The organism is Kribbella ginsengisoli, assembly GCF_039537185.1.
GTDB classification, from domain to species: domain Bacteria; phylum Actinomycetota; class Actinomycetes; order Propionibacteriales; family Kribbellaceae; genus Kribbella; species Kribbella koreensis.
In genome coordinates, this window is record NZ_BAABAA010000006.1 from 92,224 (window position 1) to 106,439 (window position 14,216).

The window sequence follows — 14,216 nt, forward strand, 5'->3', positions numbered from 1 at the left end:
CACACCGCCTACGTCCGAAGAAGTGAGCTGACGTCCCACCACTTCTTCGGACGTAAGCGGGAAGATTGCTAGCTGGCGTAGACCTCGTACTCCGACAGTTGGGCCGCCGGCCAGCCGTTGTTGGTGGTGATGGTGAGGCGTACCCAGCGCGTGTTCACCGTCGACGGCAGGGTGATCGTGGCCGCGTTGCCGGAGGCTGGGTCGAAGGTCCGGCCGGCCGCCGCGGCGAGTTGGTCGTAGGTGGAGTTGTTGGTGCTGCCCAGCACGGCGATGGTCTGGGTCCGCGTACCCCAACCCGGCGGTAGCTTCAGTACCAGTCGCTTGATGTTCTGCTTGCTCCCCAGGTCGACGGTCAGCGACTGCGGCCAGCTGTTGTTGGCGCTCTCCCAGTAGCTGCCCGAGTTGCCGTCGACGGTGTTGCTCGCGACGTAGTTCTGGTTGGTACTGGTCGCTGTCACCGACTTGCCCACGGCCAGGTTTCCGGTCGGCTGCCCCGGATCGGTACCGCTGCCCGGCTCAACCCAGTTGCAGCCGCTCCAGGTCGAGTCCCAGCCACTGTTGCCGGAGCCACGGTTCAGCGCGAACGAGCCACTCGGGTAGGCGCAGTTGTAGACGCCGGCCCGGCCGATACCGCTGGCCGCGACGTTGCTGATCGTGGCGGATCCGGTCGTCTCGGCCTGGAAGGCGAAGGTACCGGCGCCTTCGATCGAGCCGCCGTCCACACTGACGTTCTGCACCGCCCGTCCGGCGCCACCGCCATCGACGAACTGGTACGCCGACCAGGGGCTGGCCACCAAGCGGTTGTTGGTGAATCGGACCTGGGCGTTGATCTGGGTGTCGTACGCGTCCACCCGGATCGCGCCGTGCGGGTGGTTCTGACCCCAGTTCGGGTTCATCGCGCCGGTGCGGACCAGCGTGTTGCCGGAGACCGTGATCGTTCCGGCCAGCGGGTAGAACGGCGAGCCGAACGACTGGTTCGAGATCGCGATCCCGCCGCCGAGCGCGTTGGTGTCGGAGATCAGGTTGTCCCGGACCGTCAGGTCGGTACCGCCGTAGATCGCGATGCCGTTCGCCAGGTTCGGCTGCACGATGGTGTTGTTGGCGAAGGTGCTGTTCCGGTTCGCCGCGTGCAGCGACCACATCGCCAGCGCGTCGTCGCCCTGGTTGCGGAGGAAGTTGTTCCGCACCTGCACGTTGTACGCGGTGCCGTTCAGGTTCAGGCCGTCGGCGGTCATGTCGTAGAACCGGTTGTTCTCGACCACCAGGTTGTCGTTGTTGCCGGTCAGCCACAGGCCGACCTTGAGGTGCTGCAGCCAGAGCCCGGAGACGATCGAGTTCGGGCCGAGCTGGCCGTTGACGAAGTTGTCCGGCGAACTGTCGTTCCGCTCGGTCACCTCGCCGATCACCGCGAAGTCGTACAGCTTCACGTTGCCGCCGCCGTTGGTGCGGTCGATCAGGTGACTGCTGAGCAGGGTCGAGTGCCAGCGGCCGGCGCCGCGGATGGTCACGCCGTCGGGGTTGATCGTGCCACCGACCTTGAACCGGCCGGCCGGGATCCACACGGTTCCACCAGAACCGCGGGCGCTGTCGATGGCTGACTGGATGGCGCCGGTCGAGTCGTTGGTGCCGCTTCCGTCGGCGCCGCGGTCGGTGATCGAGATCGAGCCACCAGGCTGACCGGCAGGACCGGCCACGTTCTCGAACTCGACGTCGTCGATCGTGTACGGCCCGGCGGTGTTCTCACCGTCGACCTGCAGCTTGATCTTGGCGCCGGCGTTGACGGTCTGACCGAGTTGCAGCCGCGCGTGGTCGTACAGCTTGTGGGTCCGCGACCCGACGATCCAGCCGGTGTCGACGTAGCTGTACTTCGAAGTCACCTGCAATTGCTGGCTGAGCTTCTGGCCGTTGACGTAGACCGACAAGGTGCCGGTACGGCCGTCCGGGATCGAGTAGGCGACGTTGATCGCGTTGGTGGTGCCGGGGGCGGTGAACTCGACGTACTGGCCGCCGTTGAGGGTGACCGCTTGGCGGTTGGAGGCCTCGGCGGCGAGGGTGCCCTGGCTGTAGCTCGGGCCGATCTTGCTGCCGTTGGTTGCCGAGCTCTCCGCTTCGAGGATGGTGAACGGGAGGGAGGCGCCGGCCGCCTGGATCGCGGCCGGGGCGGCTTGGGTTGCTTGGGCTGATTGGGCCGGGATCGCAGAGAGTCCTGCGCCGGCGACGACTGCACCGGCGGCGACTGCCATCACGGCCAGTCGGGTGGGTTTTGGGCGTGCAGGCATGAGTTGCGCCTTCCTTGGGGGCGGACCGGTCAGACCGGCCGGAGGGCAATGTGCGCCACACCTTAAGGAAGGAGCTAACGTTACGCAATAGTTCGACTACCTATTGCAAATTTCCGACACAGCTCAGCTTGGGGTTCCGCGGGCGGGTCAGCTGGGCGGGATCAGGATGCCGGGGCTGAGGATGTTGTTCGGGTCGAGGACGCGCTTGACCGCTTGCAGCGTCTCGACCGCGAGCGGGCCGATCTCGGCAGCGTAGGCGTCGCGGTGATCAGTGCCAACGGCGTGGTGATGGGTGATCGTGGCGCCCGCCTTGGCGATCGCGTCGTTGGCCGCGATCTTCGCCCGGCGCCACTGTGCGACCGGGTCGCCGGTCTGGGCGGAGATGACGGTGAAGTACAGCGAGGCGCCGGTCTCGTAGACATGCGATACGTGGCAGAGCACGATCGGCGGGGTGCCTTGGGCGGTCAGCTCGTTGACCAGCGCCTCGGTCACACCGGCTTTCAGCGCGGGGAGTGTCGACCAGAAGCCGGCCGTCTCGAGCGTCTCGACCAGCGCGCCTTCGTCGAGGAGGGGGTCGCGGAGATACGGGGCCCGGTACCGTCCTTGGCGCCAGGTGTCACCGGGTCCCTCACCGAGGTACGTGCCGCCGGCGGCCGTGAGGACCTCGGCGAGTTCGGCGCGGCGTACCGGCGTACGGGCGCCCTCGAAGCCGACGATCGCGAGCACTCCACCGGAGCCGCCGCCGAGCACGTTGGGGTCGGCCAGGTTGATCGCCGTCTCAGCCTCATCGGACAGCCGCAACACCGTCGGCACCGGCCCATCCTGAGCCACCCGGCGAATCGCGGTGAGCCCTTCGTCGAATGATGCGAACCGCCACCCCTCGAACGACCGCTCCGTCGGACGAGGCCGAACCCTCACCACGACGCTGGTGATAATCCCCAACGCCCCTTCCGACCCAAGAAAGAGCTGCCGAAGATCCGGCCCAGCCGCCGACATCGGCGCCCGCCCCAGCTCGATCGTCCCGCGCGGAGTAGCCACGGTCAGCCCCACGACCATCTGATCGAACCGCCCGTACCCCGCCGACGCCTGCCCACTTGACCGAGTCGCCGCATACCCACCGATACTCGCGCCTTCGTACGACTGCGGAAAGTGCCCCAGCGTGTACCCCCGCTCGGCAAGCAGAGCCTCAGCCGCCGTCCCCCTCACCCCAGCCTCGATGCGCGCCGTCCTGGACACCTCATCGATCTCCACCAGCTTGTCGAGCCGCCGTAAATCAACCGCCACAAACGCAGTCCCCTGCGGCGCCAACCCACCCACCACAGAAGTCCCACCCGCATACGGCACCACCGCGATGCCCTGCTCCGAGCAAACACCCAAGAGACGCTGCACCTCCTCATGCGACCCTGGGTAGACAACTGCGGCCGGCATGTCGGTCGTGTCACCCATGCGATGCCGCAGCAGATCAGGAGTCGAGTACCCCCTGGTGTGCGCCCACCGACTCTCGAAGTCAGTCAGCACATGCTCAGGCCCCAGCACGCCCACCAGCACTGCCAGCCCTTCCCCACCAAGCTCCCGCCCTCCACCCACCGCACCGGACCCGACGGCGGACACCGCCCCCTCGCCCGAAGCGCTGGCCGTGGTGGGTGAGACCGCCTCAGCCAGTGGCCCGCCGGCATCGCCCGCTCCACCAGGCCCGCCAGCCTTGCCCGCCCCCTCCGGTGCAGCCGAGCCGCTCTCTCCAACCGCGCCGTGCGGCGTCGGGCGGCGGACTCCTAGGTGTTTGAGTGCCTCGAGTGCTGCGGCGGGGAGTTCGACGGCTTGGGTGGGGTCGCCCCAGCGGCCGGGGGTGAGGTTGGCCACCGGGAGGTCGGACTCGGTCATGGTGGCTCCCCATCTGTGGTGTTCGGAGGTAGCGTCGCGGAGGGACTGCGGGCTCTTGCAGTCGGCGAAGTCGCTGATACACTCTGACGTGTGATGTCTCAGCGTAGCAGCGAATCGGATACCTCCTCCAGCTCCACCGGATCGTCGCGCCCGACGCCGGCGAACGCGATCGGCGAGGAGCGGATCCTGGACGCGGCGTACGAGCTGCTGCTCGCGATCGGCATGCGCCGGATGACGATGGCTGACATCGCCCGCCACGCGGAGGTCTCCCGCGCCACCCTGTACCGCCGCTGGCCGAACGTACAGGCGGTGGTCGCCGCCCTGATGACCCGCGAGTGGACGACAGCGCTCGTCTCCGCCTTCCAGCCCGACGCCGTCGACGGCCGCTCCCGCCTGGTCGAGGGCGTCGTCGAGGTGGTCGCCAAGACCCGCACCCACCCACTGATGCGCAAGATCATCGAGCTCGACCCGGAGTTCCTCACGCCGTACCTGCTGGAGCGACGCGGCAGCAGCACCGTCGCGCACCTCGCGCTGGTGAAGGCCGGCATCGAGTCCGGTCAGGCCGACGGTTCGATCCGCGACGGCGACTCCGACTGGCTGTCCCGGCAGATCATCCTGGTCTCGCTCGCCTCCGCGGTCTCCGGACCGGTGCTCGCCGAGCCGAAGGAGTACCCCGAGCTCAACGAGGAGCTGCGGGTGATGCTCACCAGGTATCTGACGCCATGATCGCGGTCGGCAACGCCAGCCTCAACGCGGCCCGGCGGACTCGCGAGCTCGAGTGGCTCGACACGACCGGCCGGGTCGATGTCCTCGTGATCGGTGGCGGCGTCACCGGCACCGGCGTCGCTCTCGACGCGGCCGCCCGCGGTCTCACCGTCGCGCTGGTCGAGAAGCACGACCTCGCCTTCGGTACCAGCCGCTGGAGCTCGAAGCTCGTCCACGGCGGCCTCCGCTACCTCGCCTCCGGACATGTCGGCATCGCCTACGAGAGCGCAGTCGAGCGCGGCATCCTGATGAAGACGACCGCACCTCATCTCGTCCATCCGGTGCCGCAGGTCGCACCCTGGTTTCCGGAGGCGCGTCTCGCCCAGGCGGCCTTGCTGCGCAGCGCATTCCTCGGCGGCGACGTACTCCGCACCTTCGCCCGCACCAGCGACGACTACCTGCCGCACTCCCGCCGGGTGAGTTCAGCCGAGGTACTGCGGTACGCGCCAACCGTCCGCCCGCAGGGTCTCCGCGGCGGCTTCCTCACCTGGGACGGCCAGCTCTATGACGACGCGCGACTCGTGGTCGCGATCGCGCGCACCGCAGCGTCGTACGGAGCCCGCATCATCACGCACTGCGCCGCCGAACAGGTGACCGGTCGGGGAGCGGTGCTGGTGGATCAGCTGTCCGGCCGGCGGATCGACCTCGACGCCGGCATCGTCGTCAACGCGACCGGTATCTGGGCCGATCAAGTTGCCTCGGGCATCAAACTGCGGCCGAGCCGGGGGACGCACCTGGTGCTGCCGCAATCCGCGTTCGGCGGGCTGTCCGCAGTACTGACCGTGCCGGTGCCGGGGGAGTTGCGGCGGGTCGTGATGGCGATCCCCGCACCTGATGGTCGCGTCTACGTCGGGCTGACGGATGAAGAGGCGCCTGGTCCGGTGAGCGATGTTCCACGTGCAACGGAGGCCGAGATCGACTTCCTGCTGTCGACGATCAGCACGGCTGTGCGGGTCCCACTGACGCGTGACGACCTGCTCGGCAGCTACGCGGGTCTTCGGCCGCTGCTCGACACCGGTCATCACAAGGGGCTGGACAAGACGGCGGACATCTCGCGGCGGCATGCGGTGATCACGAGTCCCGACGGGGTGGTGACGATCGTGGGCGGCAAGCTCACGACGTACCGGCGGATGGCGCAGGACACGCTCGACACTGCACTGGATCAATCTGGCGTCGAGGTGCGGCGGCCATGTCTGACACATCGGCTTCCGCTGGTGGGGGCCGCGAGCCGGGTGCAACTGGCGGCGGTGCGGGCGCCTGCGCGCTTCGTCGAGCGGTACGGCGTGGAGGCGACGGACGTGATCGCGGTCGAGCCGGGGCTGCTCGCGCCGATCGCGCCGGGGCTGGCGACGACGCACGCGGAGCTGCGTTTCGCAGTACGGCATGAAGGGGCACTCACCGAGGACGACCTGCTCGACCGGCGGACCCGGATCGGGTTGTCCGCGACAGATCGGGCGCTGGCGCTGCCGGCGGCTCGGGAGGCGTTCGCAGCGGTTTGAGGTTTGCCGCTTTTGGCCCTGTGGACAACTCCTCTGCGGTCCTGCGAGCGGGTTAACTTGTCTGTGGGGAGGTGAGGTCGGTGAGTCAGCCGTATCCGGGGCCGCCCGGCTATCACCCGGCGCCGTATCTGGGGATGTCGGTGCGGACGTACAAGCCACTACGGCAGATCACCGTGGTGTTTCTCGTCCTGATGGTGCTGACCACGCTCGTCGCCATCCTGCAGGCCGTGCTGATGTGGCGTTCGTACGACGAGGTGAAGCGGCTCGTGTATGGGCTGCTGTCCGAGGACGAGCTCGCTCGCGGGGTGGAATCGATCGGCAATGCCGGGCCGTTGCTCGACCTCATCAGCCTGCTGGTGCCGGCGACCGGCGTCTTCTTCGTGATCTGGCTGTGGAGGGCACGGGAGAACACAGAGGTGTTCGCGCCGTCCGGCGGTGTCACCTATCAAGGAGCGAAGCGGCTCGGCGACGGCGTGCATCGGCGCGAGCAGGGGTGGGTGATCGGCAGCTGGATCTGCCCGATCGTCCAGTTCTGGTATCCGCTGCAGGTGGTCGAGGACGTGATTCGCGCCAGCGAACCGCCGGGCCGGCCCGGTCAGGCGAAGTCGTCGCGGGGGTTGCTCTACGGCTGGTGGGCCGCGTGGACGACGTTCTGGCTGATCATCGTCGGCGGGAGTGGGTTCGCACTGGTCAGCTTCGTCGTCTGGGTGGTGCGGCTGGTCCATCGCAAGGAGCTCGCCGACGCGACCGGTGACTATGTGGACATCTACGACCTGCAGAGCTTCATGGTCCGGACCGCCCTCGGCGTGAATATCGCCTTCACCGTCGCCGCGGTCCTGCTCGCTGTCGCAGGGGTCGCGATCGTCCGGCTGATGTTCCGCACCAACGCCTGGCAGGACGAGCGGATGGCACCCCCGCTCACCGACACCCCGCCCGGCCCCCCGCAATACGCTCCCCGCCCACCAGACTTCCCGTCGTACGCGCCCTACCCGCCGTCGTCGCCGGCGCCGTATCCGCCGTCGTCCTCCACGCCCTACGCGCCATCGCCCCGGCAGCCCTGACCTTCACCTCCGCCGTAGCAGCCGGCAGAGGACGGCGGTTGCGTCGTCGTGGCGTTTGCCGCGGAAGGTGCCGGCGGGGGCATCGGCGTCGTAGCGTCTGACCTTGTCGATCAGGGTTTGGGGGCCCGCTGTCGCGAGGGTGTCGACCAGGTCTTCCCAGGGGTGGCCGTAGCGCTCGGAGTAGCGGGAGGCGCCGTCGGTGAGCAGGGCGATCAGCTCGATGGCTGTGCGTTCGGTAGTACCGGCGACTGCTTCGTACGCCGCTTTGGGTTCGGTGCTGGCGACCCAGAACCCACCCGGCTGATTGCGCAACCGGCGTACGGCCTCGAACGTGTACTCCGGCAGCAGGTCGACCCGGTTGTCGGCGACGACCGTCACCTGCCGATCGGGAGCGCGTAGCACGATCGGGGAGTCGGCCAGCACGAGATGCTCGACCTGCTCGTCACCCACCCGCACCATCGCGACGGTCGATGACGGACTCTCGGGGTTGGCCAGATCGCACGTGTCCGCATGCTCACCTCGCGCTGCCGTGATCGCGTCCGCGAGCAGATCGGCGAGCGGCGCCTCCGACCGCCCGAGCAGGGGGAGCGCCAACTGTGTCCCCAACCGAGCAACCAGCCAGGCCACCGAGTGCACACACCCCGACTCGATCCCCTTCGGAGCGGTCGCGCCATCCAGCACCACCACGAAGTCCGGCCCACTCACCACCAGATCCTCGTTCGGCCCCACCCGATCCGGCGCCGGCTCACAAACCGACCAGATATCCACAACCTCATTCTCGGGGGCGGGCGGTCCAGGTGTCGGTGAGGGACTGGTCCAGCGGGATCTTGCTGGACCAGCCGAGGTGTTTGCTGATCAAGCTGGTGTCGGCCTGCTGCCAGGCGACCGCATCGGCGGGGGAGCCCGCGTGGCCGGCATGCGCCTCACCCTCGACGATCTTCGTCCTGGTGCCGCTGACCTCGATCAGCTTGTTGATCGCGTCGCGCGCCAGCGTCGCCTTGCCGGAGCCGACGTTGAGTACCGGCGGCAGCTTGCCCTCCGCCGTCGCGACCGCCAGCACGGCCTCGGCGACATCCCGTACGTCGACATAGTCCCGCCACGCCTCGAGCGACCCGAGCTGGATCGTGTCGGTCGTACCGAGCTGTCGCAGTACCCGCCCGAACAGGGTGCTCGGCGGCGACCCCGGCCCGGTGATGTTGAAGGACCGCAACACGACGGCGTCGGCGCCGTTGCGCTGCGCACGGAGTACCAGCTCGGAACCGGCCAGCTTCGTGAACCCGTACGCCGCTCCCGGCCGGAGCTCCGTCTGCTCGCCCTGGCTCGTACCGCGCGGCGCACCGCCGTACTCCGCGGCCGAACCGATCTGGACGAAGCGCGCATTGCTCGCGTGCCCGTTCATCGAGGAGAGCAGCGACTGGACCGCGACGACGTTGCCGCGGGTGAGCTCGAGGACATCGCCATGGGTGGCGGCCGCGGCGTTGACGATCACCGTCGGCTTGTACGCACCGAGCTGGGTGTCCAGCGCATAGCAGTGCCCGCTGGCCAGGTCGAAGCGCCGATGCGGATCGCCGGTCGACCGCGTGAACCCGCGATGCTCGATCCCGCGCTCCGCCAGCAACCGGCAGATCGCGCTCCCCAGGAAGCCGCCGGCGCCGAACACCATCACTCGCTCTGATCCGCTCACATCGTCCATCCTCCTGGCTGGTCTGAACTTTGTCGGTGGTCCGAGGCAAACTGCTGGGAAACCAAGGGGAGTGTCATGGCAGAGCGCATGGGTGGCCGGTCGGCGCCCAAGACCGAATCGACCATCCGCGACTGGGACGACGCCGATCCGTCCGGGCAGACGTACAGCCGGGTGCTGTTCGTCGACTCGGACCTGACCGAGGTGAACAACCATCGCGGGGTGTTCGAGGAGTGCGTGTTCCGCGGGGTCCGGTTCAACGCGTCGGTGCACCATGAGGCGGCGTTCGTGAACTGCACCTTCGTCCGGTGCTCGTTCTTCGACAGCACCTTCACGAGGTGCAAGTTGATGGGCAGCATGTTCGACGACTGCACTTACAACCTGATGAAGGTCGAGGGCGGCGACTGGTCGTTCGTCGGCCTGCCCGGGGCGAACCTGACCGGCGTCGAGCTCAGCGGGACGAAGCTGCGCGAGGCCGATCTCACCGGTCTGCGAGCCGGCAAGTCGGTACTGCGGAACGTCGACCTGTCCGGCGCCTCGATGCAACGCGCCGACTTCACCGGCGCGGACCTGCGCGGATCCGACCTCTCGACGCTCGATCCACTCAGCGTCACGCTCAAGGACGCGATCGTCGACCTACCCCAGGCGATCGTCATCACCACCTCCCTCGGGTTGGAGGTGCGCCCCTGACCCGAGTGATCCACGCCACCTCCAGGGGCCGGCGCTGGTCGCAGCCTGTGGATATCTCCAGGGTTATGACCCGTCATCCCCCGGTTTACCCACAACCTGTGGATAACTATTCGACTCATCGCGCCCTGGCGACCGGTCGGGCCTTGGCCAGCGCGGGGGCCAGTTCGGCTCGGCGGTGGCGGGCTGCCGGGCGTCTGACCAGCATCGCGCTGTGCTCCACGACGTACCCCGGGTTCGTCAGGGTGATCGGGCGAGTGGCGGCCTGCAATGCGACCTGCAGACCGGCGGCCAGGCCGACGCCGGCGAAGGCGCCGAGGGTGTTCGCGATCAGGTCGTGCAGCTGACACGAGCGGCCGAGCGGCGGGATCAGCGCCTGGATCGCCTCAACGGCCGCGGACATCCCGATCCCTGCCGCGATCCCGTCCGCGGGCCGGCCGCTCGCCAGAGTCAGCAGCCCGGCGGCCGGGATGAACAGCAGAACATTGAGCAGCCCTTGCAGCGAGGTGAGCCCGCCGGTGGTGGTCAGGTGCGTCCCGCAGGTACCGATCCCGGGTAATCGGTGGCTGGTCGGGCTGAGCGTCGCCGCGAGGATCAGCGCGAAGGCGGCGGGCATCAGCAGCGCCGCGACCCGGGGGACGAGATCACCGGGCCGGCGCACCGACGAGATGGCGATCGGAATCGCCATCCCGGTCAGCACGACCCAGGTGTCCAGCAGGTGCGGAATACCGCGATAGGTCTCGAGCACGCGTCCGGAACCTCCGTAGTCGACCGGCCCACGCAGTCCCGGTAGGTATCCGCGCGATCACGTCGTCAGTGGTTTTCCCGATGTCTCTTCCTCCACAGAGACTCCGGCGTCCACTCCATCGACCGCTAGGTCACCCAGAACATCTGCACGCACCCGCAAACAAACAGTGAGTATCCCGTGACAATCCGTACACGAACTGTCACGCCACCTCTCTATCGATTGCACCAGGCAACCAAATTAGTAGCCTGAGGCAACGGATTCGGCCGGGCCGGCGCGGCGGTCAGGCCAGGGCGAGGAAGAGCTTCTCCATCTTGGCGACGTCGACATCGCTGTCCTCGTCGGTGAGGCAGTGCTGCAGACCGGTCGCGACGACGGCGAACCCGGCACGCGCGAGCGCCTTGTTCACGGCGGCGAGCTGGGTGAGGACCGACTCGCAGTCCGCCCCCTCCTCCATCATCCGGATCACACTGCCGAGGTGCCCGTGGGCGCGCTTCATCCGGGTGATGATCGGCTTGATGTCGGTCGGGTCGAGTTCCATCAGTTTCCTTCTGTCTCATCGAGGGCGGCCGAGGCCGCGGTCAGGCCTTCGCGCGCGTCGGCGGCGATCGGGCCGAGCGGCTCACCGGCGACTTCCTTCTCAGCTGGTCTTCCGGTCAAACAGTATATCCCCCCGGGGGGATGTGTTATGTTGATTTATATCCCCCCGGGGGGATGCTGTTAGAGCACTGCAGTCTGAGGAAGGAACCGCTGATGCGGGAGATCGACACCGCCCGGCTCGCCGCCGCGCTGGACTCCGGCGCCACTGTCGTGGACGTCCGGGAGCCCCGTGAGTTCGCCGGCGGCCACATCCCCGGCGCGATCAACATTCCGATGGGCCGGCTGACCGGCCGCCTCGACGAGCTCGACCGCTCGGCACCGGTCTACGTCGTCTGCGCCACCGGCAACCGCTCGTCGGCGATGACCGACGTATTGGTCGCGGCCGGTTTCGACGCCCACAACGTCGCCGGCGGCACGTCCGCCTGGACCCGGTCCGGGCGAGAGACCTACAAGTGAGGCCACGATGACAGAGCCCAGCACACGCATCGCAACACCCGGCCACGCCGGCGCCGGCCTGACCATTCGCGTCATCGACACCCCCTCGCTGGGTGATCGCAGTTATCTCGTCCACGACGGTGAGGTGGCCTTCGTCATCGACCCGCAGCGCGACCTCGACCGGGTCCTGGAGCTCGTCCAGGCCGAGAAGGTCCGGCTGACTCACGTCTTCGAGACGCATATCCACAACGACTACGTCACCGGCGGCCTCGCGCTGGCCCAGGCGACCGGGGCGGAGTACCTGGTCAACGCCGACGACAAGGTCTCCTTCGATCGCACCCCGATCCACGACGGCGACGTCGTCGGGATCGGCGACCGGATGCGGGTGCGCGTCATCCACACCCCTGGCCACACCTTCACCCACCTGTCGTACGCGCTGACCGACGTCGACGAGCCGGTCGCGGTCTTCACCGGCGGATCCCTGCTGTACGGCGCGACCGGGCGGCCCGATCTGCTCGGCCCCGACCACACCGACGCTCTGGTGCGCCACCAGCACGCCTCCGCGCACAAGCTCGCGGACACCGTGCCCGACGGCACCGAGGTCTACCCGACCCACGGATTCGGGTCCTTCTGCTCCGCGACCCAGTCCGAGGCAACGTCGTCGACGATCGGGCAGGAGAAGCGAGCCAATCCGGTGCTGACCCAGGACGAGGAGAGCTACGTCCGTGACCTGCTCGCCGGACTGAACGCCTGGCCCGCGTACTACGTGCACATGGCCCCCGCCAACTCGGCCGGGCCGAGTGCGCCCGACCTGACCTTGCCCGAGAGGGCCGACGCCACCGAGCTACGCCGCCGCATCGAGGCCGGCGAGTGGGTCGTCGATCTGCGCAACCGCACCGCGTTCGCGGCCGGCCACGCTCCCGGCACCCTCAACTTCGGTCTCGACGGCGCGTTCTCGACGTACGTCGGCTGGCTCATCGACTGGGGTACGCCGGTGACGCTGCTGGGCCGCACGGCCGAGGATGTCGCGCAGGCGCAGCGCGAGCTCGTCCGGATCGGGATCGACCGCCCCGCGGCGCACGCCACCGGAGGGCCGGAGAACTGGAGTACCGGCGCTCCCGTGTCCTTCCCGACCGCTTCTTTCGCCGATCTCGCGCAGGTTCTCCACCATCGCGAGGTGGTCGTCCTGGACGTCCGCCGCACCGACGAGCACGAGTCGGCCCGGATCCGCGACGCGGTGAACATCCCGATCCACGAGCTGCCGCGACGGCTGGCCGAGGTGCCGCTCGGTGAGATCTGGGTGCATTGCGCGGCCGGTTACCGCGCCTCGATCGCCGCGTCCTTCCTGGACGCAGCCGGCCGCAGACCGGTCGCTGTCGACGACGAGTTCGAGAACGCCGCGAAGACCGGGCTCGACGTCGTCGGACCGCAGGCATGACCGAGCAGTGACGATCCTTCTCGCCATCGTCGCCGGTGCGCTGATCGGGCTCAGCCTGGGCGCGCTCGGTGGCGGCGGCTCGATTCTCGCCGTACCGGTGCTGGTGTACCTGCTCGGCCAGTCCGCCGTCCAGGCCACCGCCGGCTCTCTGGTCGTGGTCGGCGTCACCTCGCTCATCGGCGCGATCGCCGCCTATCGCTCAGGCAACGTCCTGCCAGGACGCGGCATCGCCTTCGGACTCGTGGCGATCGGCGGCGCGGTGCTCGGCGCTCAGGCCTCGACCCGGGTCCCACCGGCGGTACTGATGGCCTGCTTCGCCGTTCTCATGCTCGTCGTCGGCGGTCTGATGACGTGGCGTCAACTGCGCCATGCCCGCAACCCCCGGCTCGTGAGCCCACCGGCCCTCGATGATCCGATCATCACCTTCACCCCCACCTTTGCCTGCGCCTGTCCGAGAGCGCTCAAAGTCCTCGTCACCGCCACGGCGGTCGGGTTGCTGACCGGGTTCCTCGGTGTCGGCGGCGGCTTCCTCGTCGTACCGGCGCTCCTGCTCGCTCTCGGTCTGCCGATCCGGTACGCGGCCGGGACCTCCCTGGTCGTCATCACCATCACCAGTGCCGCGGCCCTGACTGCCCGCGCCGGATCCGGCACCAGCCCCGACTGGGGAGTCGTGCTCATGCTCACCGCAGTCGCGGCCACCGCGGCCGTCGTCGGCGCTCGCCTGACCGCGAGGGTCGGCACTGCCCGCTTGTCCGCAGCCTTTACCGTGCTCGTCCTCGTCGTCGCGATCTACACCGCGACCCGGGCGATCCCCGCCCTCGTCTGATCTCAACCGCCGATTCCAGGCCCAGCAAAAGGAGTACCAACCATGTGCCGACCCGTCACCTGCAAGACCTGCGCCAAGACCACCTGGGCAGGCTGCGGCCAGCACATCGCCCAGGTCAAAGCGATCGTCCCCTCCGACCAGGGGTGCCCCGGCCACCCCAAGTCCGAGCGCCAAGGCGGCTGGTTCTCCCGGCTCTTCGGCCGCTGACACACGGCCGGGACGAACAGCCGACCTGGCTGATCCGTCGGAGCCGGTCCTCGCGGCTCCGACGGCCGTCACGGCAACTTCACGAACGGCGACGCGGTTCCTTCATACCGCG

14 protein-coding genes are annotated in these 14,216 nt (G+C 68.5%); 8 read left to right on the forward strand and 6 right to left on the reverse strand.

Annotated elements, in window-relative coordinates:
- Window positions 1-68: 68 nt before the first annotated feature.
- A complete protein-coding gene (locus ABD768_RS21370; RefSeq protein ID WP_344843201.1) occupies window positions 69-2,279 on the reverse strand; it encodes a discoidin domain-containing protein in 2,211 nt (736 codons plus the stop codon).
- A gap of 147 nt (window positions 2,280-2,426) precedes the next feature.
- Window positions 2,427-4,160, reverse strand: coding sequence for an FAD-binding oxidoreductase (locus ABD768_RS21375; RefSeq protein WP_344843204.1), 1,734 nt, complete (start codon window positions 4,158-4,160; stop codon window positions 2,427-2,429).
- A 93-nt stretch (window positions 4,161-4,253) separates the two neighbouring features.
- Here ABD768_RS21375 and ABD768_RS21380 point away from each other — a divergent pair, with 93 nt between their 5' ends.
- The 3 genes from ABD768_RS21380 to ABD768_RS21390 all read left to right on the forward strand — a co-directional run bounded on the left by ABD768_RS21380 (window position 4,254) and on the right by ABD768_RS21390 (window position 7,485).
- Complete coding sequence (locus ABD768_RS21380) at window positions 4,254-4,886, forward strand: TetR/AcrR family transcriptional regulator (RefSeq protein WP_344844012.1); 633 nt, start codon at window positions 4,254-4,256, stop codon at window positions 4,884-4,886.
- The gene (locus tag ABD768_RS21385) at window positions 4,883-6,424 is read left to right on the forward strand and encodes a glycerol-3-phosphate dehydrogenase/oxidase (protein ID WP_344843207.1); all 1,542 of its coding nucleotides are present in this window, start codon (window positions 4,883-4,885) and stop codon (window positions 6,422-6,424) included. The genes ABD768_RS21380 and ABD768_RS21385 overlap by 4 nt, the downstream gene beginning before the upstream one ends.
- 80 nt (window positions 6,425-6,504) lie before the next feature.
- Entirely contained in the window at window positions 6,505-7,485 is a 981-nt protein-coding gene (locus ABD768_RS21390) for a DUF4328 domain-containing protein (protein WP_344843210.1), read from the forward strand.
- 3 nt (window positions 7,486-7,488) lie between these two features.
- Here the strand turns inward: ABD768_RS21390 and ABD768_RS21395 are convergent, their stop codons facing one another.
- Both ABD768_RS21395 and ABD768_RS21400 read right to left on the reverse strand, forming a co-directional pair.
- A complete protein-coding gene (locus ABD768_RS21395) occupies window positions 7,489-8,253 on the reverse strand; it encodes a protein phosphatase 2C domain-containing protein (RefSeq protein WP_344843212.1) in 765 nt (254 codons plus the stop codon).
- A gap of 4 nt (window positions 8,254-8,257) precedes the next feature.
- Complete coding sequence (locus ABD768_RS21400) at window positions 8,258-9,169, reverse strand: NAD-dependent epimerase/dehydratase family protein (protein WP_344843215.1); 912 nt, start codon at window positions 9,167-9,169, stop codon at window positions 8,258-8,260.
- A gap of 75 nt (window positions 9,170-9,244) precedes the next feature.
- Between ABD768_RS21400 and ABD768_RS21405 the strand changes: the two genes are divergently transcribed.
- Window positions 9,245-9,856, forward strand: coding sequence for a pentapeptide repeat-containing protein (locus tag ABD768_RS21405; RefSeq protein ID WP_344843218.1), 612 nt, complete (start codon window positions 9,245-9,247; stop codon window positions 9,854-9,856).
- 115 nt (window positions 9,857-9,971) lie between these two features.
- Here the strand turns inward: ABD768_RS21405 and ABD768_RS21410 are convergent, their stop codons facing one another.
- Entirely contained in the window at window positions 9,972-10,601 is a 630-nt protein-coding gene (locus ABD768_RS21410) for a VanZ family protein (RefSeq protein ID WP_344843220.1), read from the reverse strand.
- A gap of 280 nt (window positions 10,602-10,881) precedes the next feature.
- On the reverse strand, window positions 10,882-11,139 hold the full coding sequence (locus tag ABD768_RS21415) for a metal-sensitive transcriptional regulator (protein WP_344843222.1): 258 nt from the start codon (window positions 11,137-11,139) through the stop codon (window positions 10,882-10,884).
- Window positions 11,140-11,351: 212 nt separating this feature from the next.
- Here ABD768_RS21415 and ABD768_RS21420 point away from each other — a divergent pair, with 212 nt between their 5' ends.
- From ABD768_RS21420 to ABD768_RS21435, 4 genes are read left to right on the forward strand one after another with little or no spacing between them, the layout of a single operon-like run.
- Window positions 11,352-11,654, forward strand: coding sequence for a rhodanese-like domain-containing protein (locus tag ABD768_RS21420; protein WP_344843225.1), 303 nt, complete (start codon window positions 11,352-11,354; stop codon window positions 11,652-11,654).
- A gap of 7 nt (window positions 11,655-11,661) precedes the next feature.
- Complete coding sequence (locus tag ABD768_RS21425; protein ID WP_344843228.1) at window positions 11,662-13,071, forward strand: MBL fold metallo-hydrolase; 1,410 nt, start codon at window positions 11,662-11,664, stop codon at window positions 13,069-13,071.
- A gap of 7 nt (window positions 13,072-13,078) precedes the next feature.
- Window positions 13,079-13,897, forward strand: coding sequence for a TSUP family transporter (locus ABD768_RS21430; protein ID WP_344843231.1), 819 nt, complete (start codon window positions 13,079-13,081; stop codon window positions 13,895-13,897).
- Between the two features lie 42 nt (window positions 13,898-13,939).
- Window positions 13,940-14,104 (forward strand): hypothetical protein, encoded by a 165-nt coding sequence (locus tag ABD768_RS21435; RefSeq protein WP_344843234.1) that lies wholly within the window; start codon window positions 13,940-13,942, stop codon window positions 14,102-14,104.
- The last annotated feature ends 112 nt before the right edge of the window (window positions 14,105-14,216 follow it).

Bases quoted from the DNA above. Each gene is read 5' to 3' on its own strand.
- ABD768_RS21405 (WP_344843218.1), top strand. From the start codon at position 9,245: ATGGCAGAGCGCATGGGTGGCCGGTCGGCGCCCAAGACCGAATCGACC.
- ABD768_RS21370 (WP_344843201.1), bottom strand. From the start codon at position 2,279: ATGCCTGCACGCCCAAAACCCACCCGACTGGCCGTGATGGCAGTCGCC.
- ABD768_RS21420 (WP_344843225.1), top strand. From the start codon at position 11,352: ATGCGGGAGATCGACACCGCCCGGCTCGCCGCCGCGCTGGACTCCGGC.
- ABD768_RS21435 (WP_344843234.1), top strand. From the start codon at position 13,940: ATGTGCCGACCCGTCACCTGCAAGACCTGCGCCAAGACCACCTGGGCA.
- ABD768_RS21415 (WP_344843222.1), bottom strand. From the start codon at position 11,139: ATGGAACTCGACCCGACCGACATCAAGCCGATCATCACCCGGATGAAG.
- ABD768_RS21380 (WP_344844012.1), top strand. From the start codon at position 4,254: ATGTCTCAGCGTAGCAGCGAATCGGATACCTCCTCCAGCTCCACCGGA.
- ABD768_RS21385 (WP_344843207.1), top strand. From the start codon at position 4,883: ATGATCGCGGTCGGCAACGCCAGCCTCAACGCGGCCCGGCGGACTCGC.
- ABD768_RS21375 (WP_344843204.1), bottom strand. From the start codon at position 4,160: ATGACCGAGTCCGACCTCCCGGTGGCCAACCTCACCCCCGGCCGCTGG.
- ABD768_RS21425 (WP_344843228.1), top strand. From the start codon at position 11,662: ATGACAGAGCCCAGCACACGCATCGCAACACCCGGCCACGCCGGCGCC.